This window comes from Thalassotalea mangrovi, assembly GCF_005116735.1.
Lineage (GTDB): Bacteria > Pseudomonadota > Gammaproteobacteria > Enterobacterales > Alteromonadaceae > Thalassotalea_A > Thalassotalea_A mangrovi.
Map to the genome: position 1 here is coordinate 26,189 of NZ_SWDB01000028.1, position 15,869 is coordinate 42,057.

Annotated in this window: 14 protein-coding genes; 6 read left to right on the forward strand and 8 right to left on the reverse strand. The window is 46.1% G+C overall.

All coding sequences use genetic code 11. The annotated features are described in order from the left end of the window. Nucleotides 1-5: 5 nt before the first annotated feature. From phoR to E8M12_RS11415, 3 genes are all read right to left on the reverse strand, one after another. Nucleotides 6-1,337 carry a phosphate regulon sensor histidine kinase PhoR gene (gene phoR / locus E8M12_RS11405; protein WP_136736274.1) on the reverse strand — a complete coding sequence of 444 codons (1,332 nt, stop codon included), beginning with the start codon at nt 1,335-1,337 and terminating at the stop codon, nt 6-8. A gap of 6 nt (nt 1,338-1,343) precedes the next feature. Then, nucleotides 1,344-2,036, reverse strand: a complete 693-nt coding sequence (phoB, locus tag E8M12_RS11410) for a phosphate regulon transcriptional regulator PhoB (RefSeq protein ID WP_136736275.1) — start codon at nt 2,034-2,036, stop codon at nt 1,344-1,346. A 380-nt stretch (nt 2,037-2,416) separates the two neighbouring features. Continuing rightward, nucleotides 2,417-3,358 carry a porin gene (locus E8M12_RS11415; protein WP_136736276.1) on the reverse strand — a complete coding sequence of 314 codons (942 nt, stop codon included), beginning with the start codon at nt 3,356-3,358 and terminating at the stop codon, nt 2,417-2,419. A gap of 352 nt (nt 3,359-3,710) precedes the next feature. Between E8M12_RS11415 and E8M12_RS11420 the strand changes: the two genes are divergently transcribed. Further along, nucleotides 3,711-4,679, forward strand: coding sequence for a PstS family phosphate ABC transporter substrate-binding protein (locus E8M12_RS11420; RefSeq protein WP_136736277.1), 969 nt, complete (start codon nt 3,711-3,713; stop codon nt 4,677-4,679). Between the two features lie 218 nt (nt 4,680-4,897). Here the strand turns inward: E8M12_RS11420 and E8M12_RS11425 are convergent, their stop codons facing one another. After that, complete coding sequence (locus tag E8M12_RS11425; RefSeq protein WP_136736278.1) at nt 4,898-5,398, reverse strand: glycine cleavage system transcriptional repressor; 501 nt, start codon at nt 5,396-5,398, stop codon at nt 4,898-4,900. A gap of 189 nt (nt 5,399-5,587) precedes the next feature. On the opposite strand from E8M12_RS11425, the gene E8M12_RS11430 reads away from it, so the two are divergent. Beyond that, the gene (locus E8M12_RS11430) at nt 5,588-7,243 is read left to right on the forward strand and encodes a DUF8614 domain-containing protein (RefSeq protein WP_136736279.1); all 1,656 of its coding nucleotides are present in this window, start codon (nt 5,588-5,590) and stop codon (nt 7,241-7,243) included. A 207-nt stretch (nt 7,244-7,450) separates the two neighbouring features. On the opposite strand, the gene thiI is transcribed toward E8M12_RS11430, so the two are convergent. Then, on the reverse strand, nt 7,451-8,914 hold the full coding sequence (thiI, locus tag E8M12_RS11435) for a tRNA uracil 4-sulfurtransferase ThiI (protein WP_136736280.1): 1,464 nt from the start codon (nt 8,912-8,914) through the stop codon (nt 7,451-7,453). Nucleotides 8,915-9,122: 208 nt separating this feature from the next. On the opposite strand from thiI, the gene xseB reads away from it, so the two are divergent. From xseB to E8M12_RS11455, 4 genes are all read left to right on the forward strand, one after another. Further along, nucleotides 9,123-9,371, forward strand: coding sequence for an exodeoxyribonuclease VII small subunit (gene xseB, locus E8M12_RS11440; RefSeq protein WP_136736281.1), 249 nt, complete (start codon nt 9,123-9,125; stop codon nt 9,369-9,371). Then, nucleotides 9,371-10,261 carry a (2E,6E)-farnesyl diphosphate synthase gene (gene ispA, locus E8M12_RS11445; protein ID WP_136736282.1) on the forward strand — a complete coding sequence of 297 codons (891 nt, stop codon included), beginning with the start codon at nt 9,371-9,373 and terminating at the stop codon, nt 10,259-10,261. Before xseB ends, ispA begins: the two co-directional genes overlap by 1 nt. A gap of 12 nt (nt 10,262-10,273) precedes the next feature. After that, nucleotides 10,274-12,136 (forward strand): 1-deoxy-D-xylulose-5-phosphate synthase, encoded by a 1,863-nt coding sequence (gene dxs, locus E8M12_RS11450; protein WP_136736283.1) that lies wholly within the window; start codon nt 10,274-10,276, stop codon nt 12,134-12,136. Between the two features lie 76 nt (nt 12,137-12,212). Beyond that, nucleotides 12,213-13,148: a DUF808 domain-containing protein gene (locus E8M12_RS11455; RefSeq protein WP_136736284.1), complete on the forward strand. Its 936-nt coding sequence runs from the start codon at nt 12,213-12,215 to the stop codon at nt 13,146-13,148. Nucleotides 13,149-13,231: 83 nt separating this feature from the next. On the opposite strand, the gene E8M12_RS11460 is transcribed toward E8M12_RS11455, so the two are convergent. The 3 genes from E8M12_RS11460 to E8M12_RS11470 form a co-directional block, all read right to left on the reverse strand. Further along, entirely contained in the window at nt 13,232-13,924 is a 693-nt protein-coding gene (locus E8M12_RS11460) for a hypothetical protein (protein ID WP_136736285.1), read from the reverse strand. A gap of 141 nt (nt 13,925-14,065) precedes the next feature. Next, nucleotides 14,066-15,175, reverse strand: a complete 1,110-nt coding sequence (gene ribBA / locus E8M12_RS11465; protein ID WP_136736286.1) for a bifunctional 3,4-dihydroxy-2-butanone-4-phosphate synthase/GTP cyclohydrolase II — start codon at nt 15,173-15,175, stop codon at nt 14,066-14,068. A 26-nt stretch (nt 15,176-15,201) separates the two neighbouring features. Beyond that, complete coding sequence (locus tag E8M12_RS11470; RefSeq protein WP_136736287.1) at nt 15,202-15,855, reverse strand: riboflavin synthase; 654 nt, start codon at nt 15,853-15,855, stop codon at nt 15,202-15,204. Nucleotides 15,856-15,869 lie beyond the last annotated feature (14 nt).

Here is a 15,869-nt window from a genome sequence, read left to right on the forward strand (position 1 = left end):
ACAAGCTACTGACCGACTGGGTGTGAATAGTTTTCGCCAAGTATGAAACTGTCGTGGGCGGGAAATTCAATTTTAAAGGTCGATCCCCGATGCAACACACTGCTAATTAACAATTCGGCGTTGTGATGCTGGGCCACATGTTTAACGATCGCCAGCCCAAGGCCGGTACCACCGGTATCACGGGAACGGGATTTATCGACCCGGTAAAAGCGCTCGGTTAATCGTTTGATGTCGTCTTCGCGAATACCAACGCCATTATCCGTTACCTGATAAACACAATATTTCCCCAGCCGCTGCCAGCTTACTTTGATTTCACCGCCGTCCGGGGTGTAGTTAATGGCATTGACTAATAGGTTGGCAAATGCACTTTTTAATTCCGACTCATTACCTTTCAAGCCGAGTGACTCGTCAATGTCAAATACCAGTTTATGTTGCTTGTCTTTGTTTAACACCTGAACATCATCAATTAATGCCGCAATTAAGTCAGGCACATTGATCATGGCCCTGACCTCCAGGTCGGCATTGACTTCGACCCGGGACAATATCAACAGTTGCTCAACCAGCCTGTCCATGCGGGTTACCTGTTGTTCAATGGTGTTAAAGGTACGCGCCCAGTGCGCTGAAAATTCGTCGGTTTGCTCCTGAATCATCTCCATATAACCACGCACCACAGTCAGTGGTGTTTTTAATTCATGGGAGACATTGGCAACAAAGTCACGTCGCATTTTTTCCACCCGGTGTGATTGACTCACATCCCGGGCAAGAAGCAGGTATTGCTCATCCCCATAGGGCATAAACCGCATTTCAATGCGCTGGTGCTGATGCTCTGGGGAGAGTAAAGTGCAAGGGTTTGAAAAGTCTTGCTTACCGATGTATGTCGCCAGCTCTGGCGAGCGTACCAGGTTAGTAATGCGCTGACCATTATCCATCGGCCAACGAATACCAAGCAGATAACTGGCTTTTTTATTCGACCAGCGAATACTGTAATCAAGACCAAGAACGATGGCGGCATCTGGTAGCGCTTCCGCACCATCACGAAACTCGCGAATACGGGCATTAAGATCACGCTGCTTTCGTCGGTATTTCTGAGTACGACGATAAATGCCATCGTAGACATGGCCCCAGATACCGGTGGACTCTGGCGGTGATATAAGCTTTTTTTGCCATAGCCAGGTAACCAGCTTAAGCAGATGCTTGTAATTCCAGGTCAGGGCGATTGTCGCGCCAATTAACAACACTAGTTGCAGTTGGTCGAACAACAGGCCAACCACGACCAGAGCACTAATAACCAGAAGTATTCGGCTAAAAAACTGCTTTTTCGAAAAGCGGTAGATCATATTTTATTAATTTACTCTGCTGGAGAACCGGTAACCGGCGCCTCGTACGGTTTGCACAAACTCTTCATGACCATTACCGGCAATCGATTTACGCAAGCGACGAATATGAACATCAACGGTACGATCTTCAACGTAAACGTTTGTCCCCCAGACATTATCAAGTAATTGTTCTCGCGAGTAAACTCTCTCGGGATGGGTCATAAAAAAGTGCAACATCTTAAACTCGGTCGGCCCCAATTCGATCGGTTTGTCATTGATTGCGACTCGATGCGAAACCGGGTCCAGACTTAACCCTTTAAACTCAATAAGCTCTTCCAACGCTGTCGGTGCCACCCGACGAATTACCGCTTTGATACGGGCGATCAGTTCTTTTGGTGAAAAAGGCTTAGTGACATAGTCATCAACGCCAATTTCAAAGCCTTTAACTTTATCATCTTCATCGGATCGGGCGGTTAACATGATGATTGGAATTTGCCGGGTGTACTCCTGCTGTTTGATTTCCCTGGCAATTTTGATACCACTGCCACCCGGTAACATCCAGTCCAGCAACACCAGGTCCGGAAGCGGATCGACCAGGCAGGCCTTTGCCTCTTCATAATCGGCGGCCTCGATGGTATTAAAGCCATTTTGTTCTAACACAAAAGTAATCATTTCCCGGATTGGGGTTTCGTCTTCAACCACTAGTATTTGTCGGTTCATAATCCTTCCTGACAAAGTCGATAACCTAAACTTTAACCATTTTGCCAACAGAACGTGACACTTTTATGACAATGTTCACAAAAAGATCATAGCAGTTATCGGATAAGATTATTACACAATCGCAGTCAGTCTGATTACCCAACGCACATTAACGATGTTTTCAACGGTATTATCGCCAGACGGAATCGTTTAAATACTTCTCGCCAGAATTAAAGCGAGTCAATGCATCGAATTGCTTTCTAAACTAACGCGAAAACTTGTTGTTAAATTAAGTAATAGAAAGGGGTAAACCGGGTATTACCAAGAGATGAAAATTCGTTTTTGTCTGCACATAAAAAAACCGCGTAAAAACGCGGCTTTTTCGCCAGTAAACGACTGGTTTAGAACTTGTATTCAATACCTGTACCGAAGTAGTTACGATCGGTAGCATCGTCAAACTGGTAGTCGGTGTAAAAAGCCATTAACTTAGCGTTTTTAGCAAGCTTATAATCCACACCAAAGGTATAACCGGTCGCATCGGTGTCGGTTACCAAGCCTAAGTCTTCCAGTTCAAAGTTACCGCTCTGGAACTGACCTTTCAAATCCCAGTCGTTAATGCTGTACTTCGCAGATACAAAGTAACCGTCCATTTCTTCACCAGATTCCAGGTTTTCCTGATTCTGGATCATCGCACCTAAGGTAACACCAGCAAGCTTAGTGGATACGGTTGCGCGGTTTACATCGTAGCCCTTAACATCACGATCCATGGCAACAGAAGCAAACCAGTTGGTGCGTTTCAGGCCATTGTCACCGTAAAATAACGCCGCACTTACGCCTTCATCATCTTCGTTCGCACTACCGTTAGTTACATAAGTCAGGCCCAACTGGAATTCACCAAACATTGGTGTTTTGTAGGTAACCGTATCACGAAGGCGGTTTTCACCCTGGAAGATATTTTTGATATCGCCTTCCATATCGTTGAACAGGTCAACTTTACCCTGAGACTGTTTGGTAACGGTATCGTTCTTACCCAATACGACCTTACCGAAGTTACCTTCTAAACCAACATATTGATTACGACCAGAAATATTCTCATCGCCTTCACCGTCAACGTCAACCTGTACTTCGAATTTAACAATCACTTTCAAGTCATCATTAATATCGTAGTGAGAATTAACCCCTAAACGAGATGCATTACTTTTCACTTCTGTGAAACTGCCTTCACCTTCATCTGAAAGTTGAACAGTAACATTGGCTTTACCGTAAAATTCATTTTCAGCCATGGCTGCAGAAGAAAATACAGTTAATACAGCTAAAGCTGCAGAAGATTTTACTAAGTTCATTGCGCTACCCTAAAGATTTATTAGCAAGGTTGAGACGGTTGTTCAGAAATGAGCAACAGCCCCTAGTAATTTTTAATTGAGCGCATTGTGACATCCGAATATGACACTTTTGTGACAATGTGACATTTTTTTGTCAGTTTTTTGATGAATTGATGAAGGTTTACATGCTGTTAACATAAAACCTTCATCAAACTGACACCTGGACGTCATATGCCTTAAGCACTCTTACTATCACGCTGGTTAAGTTGTATTTGTTAATTGGGAATTTTTTTACCTTTGTCATAAAAGCGTCATAATTCTTTCTTAAGATGAATTTGAATTTTTTAATCGAATTAAGTCTTTGGAGAATACAATGACGATTAAACGAGTTTTAACAGCAGTTAGCTTTGCTGTTGCCACTTTTACCAGCCAATCGGTCATGGCATTGGATGAAAACCTACCTGAATACAAGAAAGTAAGCGGTATTTCTGGCAACCTTTCTTCTGTTGGTTCCGATACCCTGGCTAATATGATGACCTTCTGGGCGGAAGAATTTAAGCGCAATTATCCAAGCGTGAACATTCAGATCCAGGCGGCCGGTTCTTCTACGGCGCCACCGGCTTTGACCGAAGCGACGTCAAACCTGGGTCCAATGAGTCGTAAAATGAAGTCAAAAGAAATCCAGGCGTTTGAAAAGAAATTCGGTTATAAGCCAACACCAGTACGAGTCGCTATTGATGCATTGGCGGTGTTTGTGCACAAAGATAACCCAATTGAAGGATTAAGCATTCAACAGGTAGATGCGATTTTCTCAAGTAACCGTAAATGTAAAGGTGAAAAAGACATCGACCGTTGGGGCGATTTAGCACTGACTGGCGACTGGGAAGATAAAGACATCCAGCTATATGGACGTAATTCCGTATCTGGTACCTACGGCTATTTTAAAGACGAAGCCCTGTGTAAAGGCGATTTCAAAAATACCGTTAACGAACAGCCAGGTTCTGCCTCAGTGGTACAATCGGTATCAGCATCACTTAACGGTATCGGTTATTCGGGTATTGGTTATAAAACTTCAGGTGTTCGCGCCCTGCCACTGAGCAAGCGCGGTACCGATTTTGTAGACGCAAACATGGAAAATGCCACGTCTGGTGAATATCCACTGTCCCGTTACCTGTACGTCTACGTAAATAAGCACCCAAGCAAGCCACTGGCACCGAAAGAAGCGGAATTTTTGAAAATGCTGCTTTCTAAAACCGGTCAGAAAATTGTTGAGAAAGACGGTTACATTCCTCTTCCTGCAGACATTGCGGAAAAAGAAATGAAGAAGTTGGGTCTGCTTTAATTCAACCATCTAAATTGGTTGAATTGAGCGGTAAGCTTTAAGCGGTAAGAAAAAAGCAGAGAGGCTTTAAGGCTATAGAGTTTTAAAGCTGTAAGGAAAAAGCGGCTCTTACTTTACAGCCTTGCAGCCTTACAGCGTTACCGCCTAGTTTTTGCTCTTACTTACGTCTTACAGCTTATAGCTTACGGCTTACGGCTTACGGCTAGTCGATGTGTTTGTTAACTAACAATCACGTCGACGATAAGATCATTAGCAATGTCTTCCAACGCATTCACCAATGACTCTATGTGCTCATCACCGCTAATGGCAACGGTTGCCGTAGCCTTAAAAAGTTTTTGGCCAAAATGCGGGGCATTCCCCTGGGTACTCACCAGTTTCACCAGGTTACCGCCCTGGGCATGAATCACCGACGATATTTCGGTAATGATGCCGGTGCGATCATTGGCCGTTAGGTCCAGTCGAATGGTCTCTTCCTTCTCAAGCTCAGGTTCGCTGATGGCTGTTGATACTTGCAATCCCTCGATATCCTTTAGCGCCGCGACAAGTGCATCACCATGTTCGTTGTCGACCGATACTTCCAAAATGCCGGCAAAAAAACCTGATAACTTACGCATACTGGATGTCTGCCAGTTGCCATGATGCTGTTTAATGACTTTCGCCAGGGTATCAACGATACCGGGTTTATCCTTACCTAAAAACGAAATAACAATATGTTTCATAACCATTCCTTCATCAAGTTATCAGAACTCCTCTGATAACTTATCGCAAAATTCGCGTCTTTGCTTAGTTTTTAACAATCCAGCACGCATTATGTTGCTATTGCGTTGATAATTTTCTAGTCTTTCAGCAAACAATAGATACCCGTATTCAGGGCCTCTGAACACCAGTACTAATTATGGAGTAAATGTATGCTGGCCATAAAAAATCTTTCTCGCTTAAGTGCAGCAATCGTTCTTGCGACCAGTGTTTGTGGTTTCACAGCACAAGCCTCGACCGAAAATCTTTCCTTAAAACCGGAATTTAAAGACCGTCTCGATATCTATCAGGAAGTGGAACTTAACACCGACCTGAGTCATCTGAACGATAATCAACGCACTATGCTGTCATTACTGATTGATGCGTCAAAAATCATGGATGAATTATTCTGGTTACAGGCCTACGGTGAAGGCAAAGCTGAGTTGCTTAAACAAATTGACGACCCGGCAGTGAAACGCTTTGTTGAAATCAACTATGGTCCCTGGGATCGCCTCGATGGTGATAAGCCATTTTTAACTTCAGTCGATGAAAAGCCTGCCGGCGCGCAGTTTTACCCACCATCAATGAGCAAAGAAGAGTTTGAAAAAGCCGAGTTCGAAGGCAAGACCTCCCTGTATACCCTGGTGCGTCAGGATAAAGAGGGCAACCTTTTCTCAATCCCCTACTCCGAAGCCTACAGCGATCGGATCAATCGAGCCGCTGCCATTTTAGAAAAGGCGGCAACCTATGCTGAAGATAAAGAGTTTAATAATTATTTAAAAATGCGTGCCGACGCATTGCGTAATGACGATTACCAGGCATCGGATATGGCCTGGATGGATATGAAAAATAACCCAATTGATGTGGTTATCGGTCCAATCGAAACCTACGAAGATATGCTGTTCGGTTATCGCAGTGCGTTTGAATCTTATGTGTTAGTCAAAGATATGAGCTGGAGCGAAAAACTCGCCAAATACGCTGAATACCTGCCTAAGCTGCAAAAAGATTTGCCGGTGAAAAAGGCTTACAAAAAAGAAGTGCCGGGATCCGATGCCGATTTAAATGCCTATGACGTGATTTATTACGCCGGACATTCCAATGCTGGAGGCAAAACCATCGCCATTAACCTGCCTAATGACGAGCAGGTGCAGTTGGAAAAAGGGACTCGTCGCCTGCAACTGAAAAACGCAATGCAGGCAAAATTTGACGCCATATTAGTGCCGATTGCCGAACAGTTGATTGCCAAAGACGATCGTAAGCATGTTACTTTCAACGCGTTTTTTGCCAATACTATGTTTCATGAAGTGGCACATGGCCTGGGCATAAAAAATACCATCAACGATAAAGGTACAGTGCGTCAGGCGTTAAAAGAACATGCCTCGGCGCTGGAAGAAGGAAAGGCGGATATTCTAGGCCTTTACATGGTTCGCCAGTTATTGGCTGAAAAAGTGATTAGTGAGGGTGAGTTAAAAGACTATTACACCACCTTCATGGCCGGTATTTTCCGCTCGGTCCGTTTTGGCGCCAGCAGCGCTCATGGTAAAGCCAATATGGTTCGCTTTAATTATTTCGCCGAAAACGGTGCATTTTCTCGTGATGAAAATGGACTGTACAGCGTCGACATGGAGAAAATGACCGCCGCGATTGATTCCTTATCGGAATTAATCCTTACCCTGCAGGGTGATGGTGATTATGACGGCGTTGGTAAGTTGATGGAAGAATCGGGCATGATTAAAGAGCAATTAGCCGCCGATTTGGCGAAACTGGAAAAAGCTAAAATTCCGGTCGATATCGTCTTTAAGCAAGGTAAGATGGTGTTGGGGCTTTAACTGAAACCTAAGTACAGAGGCGCCAGGTTGGCGCCTCTTTAGGGTTGCGGGTACATGAATCGGAGGATTCATTCCGGGTACGTAAAATTGAAAATTTTACTCCGGGTAACCAGCAACTTCACTTGCCCTCAGAGACGTATTTCGTCTCGTACCCGAAACAGTTTTTGATTGTGTACCGAAAAGGAAAGTCCCAGACTTTCCTTTGTCTTACGGCCGATATACCTTCACATTTTCAAAGCCATTATCATGCAGATATAAGGCCTGTAGTTTACTCATCACGCCGCGATCGCAATACAGTAAATAGGTTTTATCCGTTGGCAGGTCGCCAAAATGAGTCGCCAGTTTATAAAACGGAATATGCTGCACTTCAATATCGTCTAACTCGAGTGGGTTGGCATCTTCCTCTTCCGGCGAACGGATATCGATTACTACGTTGTCGTGGCCGGCACTGTCGACGGTTTCAACCTTATCCACCGTCGCCACTTCTTCTTCGGTTTCCATGGCGATATCACGCATGTCGAGAATCTTAGTTCGGCTCACCACATCGGTAAGAATTTCCATATCAAAATTCTCTTCTTCGGCTTCGATGCGCGACAATACCGCTTTTACCGTTGGTTTTTGGGATATCACCCCACAGTACTCCGGCATGGTTTTGGCGAAATCTTCGGTGCCGATTTCACGGGCAATATCGATGATTTCCTGCTTATCCATCGCAACTAATGGACGCAGAATTAAGGTTTCGGTAACCCGATCAATGACGTTCAGGTTGGTCAGGGTTTGTGATGAAACCTGTCCCAACGCTTCACCTGTAACCAGTGATTGAATGCCACGTTTTTCGGCAATCATTGATGCGGCGCGCATCATCATACGCTTTAATACGACGCCCATTTGGCCGTTATCAATTTTTTCGAGAATCTCAGCAACGACTGGTTCAAAATCCACCGCGAAGAATTTCACCCGGTGTGACGCGCCATATTTATTCCACAAATAGTAACTGACCTGTTTTACTCCGACTTCATGGGCTGAACCACCTAGATTAAAGAAACAGAAATGGGTACGCGCGCCCTTGCGGATCATCTGATAACTGGCAACGCCGGAATCAAAACCTCCGGACATCAAAGACAGTACATCTTCCTGGGTAGCAATTGGGAAGCCCCCTAACCCCTGGTGACGATGGGAGATAATGAACAGCTGGTCTTTGTTCACTTCTAAACGAATGGTCACATCCGGTTTACGCAACTGTACCCGAGCAGATTCAACATGCTGGTTTAAACCACCGCCAACATACTGTTCCAGTTGCAATGAAGTGAAATCATGCTGTCCGGTGCGTTTGGCCCTTACACAAAACGATTTATCTTCAATCGTCGGGCCATGAACCGCCAGCGTCTTTTTGAATATATCATCAAGATCCAAAAAGGTACTTTGCTGCACTTCGAGAAAATGTGGGATACCGGGAATACATTTTAACGTGTCTATCAATAACTGACGGTTTTCCGCACTGGTATTTTTGCTGGTAACTTCAATGCTGTCCCAGTTTATCTTGGTACGAACCTGCTCATCGACACGACGCAACACATTCTTAATGTTGGATTCAAGGATTTTGGTAAAACGCTTGCGAACCGGACGGGATTTGATGGTGATTTCCGATTGCAATTTAACAATAAATTTCATTGATAACGCCAGTTAAGCTATAAATCAGAGTATTATACACAACCCGTCAATAATTGCCTGTATCGATACGGCTATAGCCAATCGATTATTGAGTTTTATTACTCACGTTACGTTTTATGATGGGCATTTGCGATGGACTTGGTAAGCTGACCATTACAGGGTAAAATGCTGGCAATGATACAAAAGGGAATAACAAACTGGGGCAATTATGGCAAAGAAGAAGCCGGAAAATCTGAGCTTTGAAGAATCAATGTCAGAGCTGGAAACTATCGTCAATGCATTAGAACAAGGCGATTTGCCACTCGAGGATTCAATGAAATTGTTCGAGCGGGGACTGGCGTTAAGTCAACATAGCCAGAAAACCCTGGCAAGTGCCGAACAGAAAATTCAAATTCTGATGAATCGCGATGAGCAGGCGCCATTGCAGCCATTTGCTGACCCGGAGTCCGATAGCTAGTGGCAACTTTAGCAAATTTAACTACCTACCAACAACGAATTGACGACTTCCTGAAACAACAACTGGCACAGTTGCCGTTAAACGATACGCGACTCATGGATGCCATGCATTACGGTTTGCTCATCGGCGGTAAACGGATGCGTCCGTTTCTTACCTATAGCACCGGAGAAATGCTCGGCGTTGCATTAGCCGACCTTGATCCTATCGCTGCAGCCCTGGAATGTATTCATGCCTATTCATTGTTGCACGATGATTTACCGGCGATGGATGATGATGATTTGCGTCGCGGTCAACCAACCTGTCATAAGCAATTTGATGAAGCCACAGCGATCCTTGCCGGTGACAGCCTGCAGACATTGGCGTTTGATATTGTCGCCAGCCACAACTTTCAGAGCGTTAATGCCCGTGGGCAAATCCAGTTAGTGAAAATGCTGGCCCGGGCTTCCGGTTACCGGGGCATGTGTGGCGGCCAGGCGATGGATTTAGCGGCAACCGATAAGCAGGTTGACCTGGACCACCTGGAACGCATTCATCGATTAAAGACCGGTGCCTTGCTGGAAGCGGCGATATTAATGCCGACATTATGTGTCAGTGACATCGATCCTGCGCATGTGACATTGCTTAAACAATATGCGCAAACCATTGGCCTGTTGTATCAGGTACATGACGATATTATCGACATTACCAGCAGCGAAGCGACCCTGGGTAAGCCGTCGGGATCGGATATCGAGGCCAATAAATCCACCTACCCGGCATTATTAGGCTTGAGCGGAGCTCAGCAAAAAGAGCAGGAGTTATACGCTAATTCACTTCACGCCTTAGATGGTTTGCCCTACAATACACAGAATTTAGCGAATTTTTCCACGTTTATCGTCAAACGTGATCATTAAATGAAAGAATCTATGACTATTGATCTTCAAAATTATCCTTTGATTGCGCAAATCGATAAGCCGCAACAACTGCGCGAGTTTCCCCAGGATCAGCTGAAACAGATCAGTGATGAGTTACGCAGTTACCTGCTTAACTCGGTCAGTAAAAGCAGTGGCCACTTTGCCTCGGGCCTGGGTGCGATCGAACTGACCGTCGCCTTGCATTATGTCTATGACACGCCGTTTGATCACCTGATCTGGGACGTGGGTCACCAGGCATATCCTCATAAAATCCTTACCGGTCGGCGCGATCAATTGCATACCATACGCCAAAAAGAAGGCCTGCATCCGTTCCCCTGGCGTGAAGAAAGTGAATACGATGTACTTAGCGTAGGTCATTCATCAACATCGATTTCTGCCGCACTGGGATTGGCGGTAGCCGCGGAAAAAGAAGGACTGAATCGCAAAACCGTTGCTGTTATTGGCGATGGGGCGATGACCGCCGGTATGGCATTTGAAGCGTTAAATCACGGTGGCGATATTCACAAAGACATGCTGGTTGTATTAAATGACAACGAGATGTCGATCTCAGAAAACGTTGGCGCCCTCAACAACCATCTTGCCAAGCTGTTATCTGGCAGTCTTTATACCGGCCTGAGGGAAGGCGGAAAGCGCATTCTTGGCTCCATACCACCGATCAAGGAGCTGGCCTCAAAAGCGGAAGAACATCTTAAAGGCATGGTAGTACCCAGTACGTTTTTTGAAGAACTGGGCTTTAACTATATTGGTCCGATTGATGGCCATGATGTCAATGGCCTGGTCGACACGATTCGCAATATGCGCAACCTGAAAGGTCCGCAAATCCTGCATGTTGTGACCCGAAAAGGAAAGGGTTACGAGCAGGCTGAACAGGATCCGATTGGTTATCATGCGGTGCCAAAATTCGATCCTAGCAGCGAATCCCTGCCGAAGAGCAAGCCCAGTTTGCCAACCTATTCAAAGATCTTTGGTGACTGGCTGTGCGCCACTGCCGAAGAAGACAATAAACTGATGGCTATTACCCCGGCGATGCGCGAAGGCTCAGGCATGGTAGAGTTTAGCCAGCGTTTTCCTGACCAATACTTTGATGTCGCCATTGCTGAACAACACGCGGTGACGTTTGCGGCAGGGCTAGCAATTGGCGGTTATAATCCGGTCGTTGCAATTTACTCAAGCTTTCTGCAACGTGCCTACGATCAGTTAATTCATGATGTAGCCATTCAAAATTTGCCGGTATTGTTTGCTATTGATCGAGCCGGGATTGTTGGTGCCGATGGCCCAACCCATCAGGGGGCATTTGATTTATCCTTCATGCGTTGCATCCCGAATTTAGTGATCATGACGCCGTCTGACGAAGGGGAATGCCGTTTAATGTTAAATACCGGGCATCGATTACAGCAACCGGCCGCAGTTCGCTATCCACGCGGCAGTGGTACCGGAGCATCATTGCCGGACATCAATGAAACCATTGAAATCGGTAAAGGAAACACCATTGTATCCGGTGACAAGATTGCTATTCTATCGTTCGGTACCATGTTGGCAGAAGCGAAAATAACCGCCGAAACGCTAAATGCCACTCTGGTCGATATGCGCTTTGTTAAACCTCTGGATGAAGACAAGATTCGCGAATTAGCGGCTACCCATGACTACCTGGTCACCGTCGAAGATAATGCCATCGCCGGTGGTGCCGGTTCGGCTGTCGCTGAGTACCTGAATCAACAGGGGATCCATAAACCACTGTTACACATCGGCATACCAGACGAATTTATCAAGCACGGAACACAACAGGAAATCCATGCCGAACTCGGCCTCGATTCCGAAGGAATCACGGCTCGCATTCAGGCCTTTACTCAATAATTTAAAGCCCTTGTGTGTTGCACAAGGGCTTTTTTACACCCATTATCATTAACATTTTTTTGACTTAGGGATGACTATGGCTGGTTCAAGTTTATTCGCACTGATTGATAAAATTGCGGTCGCTCTGGACGATGTGGCTTTAATGACCAAGGTAGCGGCAAAAAAAACTGCTGGTGTGCTTGGCGATGATCTTGCGTTGAATGCACAACAGGTCAGCGGCGTCAGGGCTGAACGAGAACTCCCGGTTGTCTGGGCGGTTGCTAAAGGCTCGTTGATCAATAAGCTCATCCTGGTGCCGGCCGCGTTGTTAATCAGCGCATTTATCCCTGCCTTAATCACCCCATTACTTATTGTAGGTGGCGCCTATCTTTGTTTTGAAGGGATCGAGAAAGTCTTTCACAGCTTTCATGGCGAGGATGACGAGCAACAACACCAGCAAGACATTCATGCCCTGGCCGATGAATCGGTGGATTTAGTCGCCTATGAAAAAGATAAGATAAAAGGTGCGATCCGTACCGATTTCATTCTATCCGCAGAAATCATTGTTATCGCCCTGGGGACGGTACAGCACAGGCCTTTTATTGACCAGGCCACAGTTGTATCCCTGATTGCCCTGGTCATGACGATCGGTGTGTACGGGCTTGTCGCAGGCATCGTTAAAATCGATGATCTCGGCGTCTATTTTTTGCAAAACCCGAAATCCGGGTGGCGTGGTAAATTGCGTCAATGGCTGGGTAATGGACTATTAAGCTTTGCTCCCAGGCTGATGAAAGCATTGTCATTTTTGGGAACGGCTGCGATGTTTTTAGTCGGTGGTGGAATTTTAGTCCACGGCATCGAATATTTTCATCATTTGCAGGAGCAGACTTTGCACCTGGTGACAGGCTGGCCAGGCAGTACCTGGTATGCCTGGTTGGCTGCGCCCCTTTACACCTTAATCCTGGGAATGATCCTCGGCACATTGGTGTTTTTAACCGTGACCCTGTTAAGCCGCCTGCGATCGGGTAAGTAATTCAGGATTCAGCCCAAAGGTCCTTGTTGAAAATTCATTCTGATTGCCGGGCATCTGAATATTTAACAACCATCCAATGATCATTAAACCATCAACTGCTGGCACCAGGCGCTAAAATCGACCCACCACTGCATTTTAGGCAGGGCGGCAAACAGATAGACATTGATCCCCCAGGCGAGGGTAAAGTAGATAAATGGCCTGCTATTTTGCCGTTTTTTATAGTCGCTTATGATCAGCAGCACGCCGATAAGAAACGGCAGCATCAGTAATAACAAAAAGTTTGGCGGCTGATAGCCAAAATAATCACTGATATTGCTGACTGCCCGGCCAAATCCGGGCATCAGGAACACAAATGCAGTAGCAATCATATACCTGGCATGAAGAGCCGGGGTTTTGCGATGGTATATGGCCATCGCAAATAAGAACAAAAACAGCGCAGCCAGGAATAAACCGAACCAGTGGAAAGCCAGTACTTGCTCAGGATGAGGCAAAGGCACCTTGCCGATAAAATCAAAGGCCACATAGGTTGCCGACACGACCACCAGAGGTCCGAGAATAAAGGACAGGCGACCCATCTGCTTATGTACCGAAAAGCGTTTGTGACGCATTAGCCAGGCCTGGGAAATCAGCAGCAGGCACCAGAGCAACATGATGACGCTATGAAAGTGTTGGGCGAAGGAATGTTGCTGGTTAAGCCTGGAAAAATAGCTGGGCCAGAAACCCACCATTAGTACCAACAGCAATAAGATAAAGTAAAGATAAGCCTGTCGAAACATAAGCTCTCCTGTGGTTCTACAGTCAATACTGCCAGGAAAGACTTTCCAAATAAATTAATCCTTTAACCATAGCACAAGCCATTGACCCTAAAATAAAAAATCCAGCCGCAGCTGGATTTTTTCTGATCGCCCTGTAAATGCTTACTCGTGAATATATTCGACGATTTCCAGGCCAAAACCTGACAGAGAGTGATATTTCGTCTGTGAACTTAGCAAGCGCATTTTGCTGACACCAAGGTTTGCAAGGATCTGCGAACCGACGCCAACATTGCGTGAACCGACGTGTTTTTTCACTTCTTTAACGTCCTCACCCGCATCCTGCATAGCAAACTTTTTCACCTGCTGGATTAACGCCTGTGGCGTCTGGTGTTTACCCAACAGCACCAGTACGCCCCCTTCCGCTGCAATGCGCTGCAAGGCGCTGGCGATCGGCCAGGACGACACATTACCGCGTTGGCAGTAGAGTAAATCTTTAAAGGTATTTTCTAAATGCACCCGAACCAGGGTTGGCGTTTCGGCATTTATCTCACCTTTGATCAAGGCAAAATGGGACTGGCCATCAATGGTATCGGTAAATGCCACTAAATCAAACTCGCCAAAGGTAGTCGGGAACTTACATTCGCTGACTCGTTGGATGGTGGTCTCAGTAGCATTGCGGTATTCGATTAGATCGGCGATAGTGCCAATCTTTAAATCGTGTTTTTTGGCAATGATTTCCAGATCGTTGCGACGGGCCATAGTACCATCTTCATTGAGGATCTCGACAATCACCGCTGCTGGCTCACACCCTGCCAGACGCGCCAAATCAACACCCGCTTCAGTATGACCGGCACGGTTTAACACACCACCATCTTTGGCAACCAGCGGAAAGATATGACCGGGTTGCACAACGGAAGTATGATCCGCATCTTTAGCTACCGCAGCAAGCACTGTGGTCGCTCTATCTGCCGCTGAAATACCGGTTGTTACACCAGTAGCGGCTTCAATCGAAACGGTGAAGTTGGTGGTAAACTGTGCCTCATTATTGTCAACCATCAGAGGTAATTTTAACGTTTCACAACGCTCTCTGCTCATCGGCATACAAATCAGGCCACGCCCATGCGTAGCCATAAAGTTAATCGCCTCCGGCGTAACTTTTTCTGCTGCCATAATGAAGTCACCTTCATTCTCCCGATCTTCATCGTCCATCAGGATAACCATCTTGCCAAGGGCAATATCCGCGATCAGTTCCTGGGGAGTATTAAATTTCATAACTGCCTCTAAGGATTTGTTCAGGCTTAAATAAAGCCAGTTTTTCTTAATAAGGATTCACTAATGCCCGAGCCTGCGTCTGTCTGCTCGCGGCACTGCATAAGTCTCTCTACGTAGCGGGCTACCACATCGACTTCTAAATTAATCTGTTGACCAACACCATATTCGGCAATAATAGTTTCGGCCCGGGTATGAGGAACGATGGTCAGGCGAAATTTGTCGTCAACGACACTGTTCACGGTCAGGCTGACGCCATCAATGGTCACCGAGCCTTTTTCAGCAATATAGGCTCGCAACGATTTATCTACCTGTAACCAGTATTCCCAGGCATTACCGCGCTCACTGATCGCCGTTACGGTCGCCAGGCCGTCGACATGACCACTAACAATATGACCGCCAAATCTTGACGTTGCCAACATCGCCTTTTCCAGGTTAACCCGCTGGCCCGGCTGATAATTACCAAATGCGGTGCGTTCCAGCGTCTCCAGCGACACATCGGCACTGAAACTGTTAGTGGTAAAGTCCGTGACGGTCAGGCAGATGCCATTGGTCGCAATCGAATCGCCGAGTTTCACATCCCCCATATCAAGGGATTGAGCATCAATTTCAATGCGCGCACCAGACGGTTGGCGTTGAATTGCTTTAATTCGTCCAGTTGCTTCTATAATTCCGGTAAACATAGGATGTTCATTTG

Excerpts from the sequence above, each read along its gene's own strand:
- phoR (WP_136736274.1), bottom strand. The coding sequence starts at position 1,337 with ATGATCTACCGCTTTTCGAAAAAGCAGTTTTTTAGCCGAATACTTCTG.
- phoB (WP_136736275.1), bottom strand. The coding sequence starts at position 2,036 with ATGAACCGACAAATACTAGTGGTTGAAGACGAAACCCCAATCCGGGAA.
- E8M12_RS11415 (WP_136736276.1), bottom strand. The coding sequence starts at position 3,358 with ATGAACTTAGTAAAATCTTCTGCAGCTTTAGCTGTATTAACTGTATTT.
- E8M12_RS11420 (WP_136736277.1), top strand. The coding sequence starts at position 3,711 with ATGACGATTAAACGAGTTTTAACAGCAGTTAGCTTTGCTGTTGCCACT.
- E8M12_RS11425 (WP_136736278.1), bottom strand. The coding sequence starts at position 5,398 with ATGAAACATATTGTTATTTCGTTTTTAGGTAAGGATAAACCCGGTATC.
- E8M12_RS11430 (WP_136736279.1), top strand. The coding sequence starts at position 5,588 with ATGCTGGCCATAAAAAATCTTTCTCGCTTAAGTGCAGCAATCGTTCTT.
- thiI (WP_136736280.1), bottom strand. The coding sequence starts at position 8,914 with ATGAAATTTATTGTTAAATTGCAATCGGAAATCACCATCAAATCCCGT.
- xseB (WP_136736281.1), top strand. The coding sequence starts at position 9,123 with ATGGCAAAGAAGAAGCCGGAAAATCTGAGCTTTGAAGAATCAATGTCA.
- dxs (WP_136736283.1), top strand. The coding sequence starts at position 10,274 with ATGACTATTGATCTTCAAAATTATCCTTTGATTGCGCAAATCGATAAG.
- E8M12_RS11455 (WP_136736284.1), top strand. The coding sequence starts at position 12,213 with ATGGCTGGTTCAAGTTTATTCGCACTGATTGATAAAATTGCGGTCGCT.
- E8M12_RS11460 (WP_136736285.1), bottom strand. The coding sequence starts at position 13,924 with ATGTTTCGACAGGCTTATCTTTACTTTATCTTATTGCTGTTGGTACTA.
- ribBA (WP_136736286.1), bottom strand. The coding sequence starts at position 15,175 with ATGAAATTTAATACTCCCCAGGAACTGATCGCGGATATTGCCCTTGGC.
- E8M12_RS11470 (WP_136736287.1), bottom strand. The coding sequence starts at position 15,855 with ATGTTTACCGGAATTATAGAAGCAACTGGACGAATTAAAGCAATTCAA.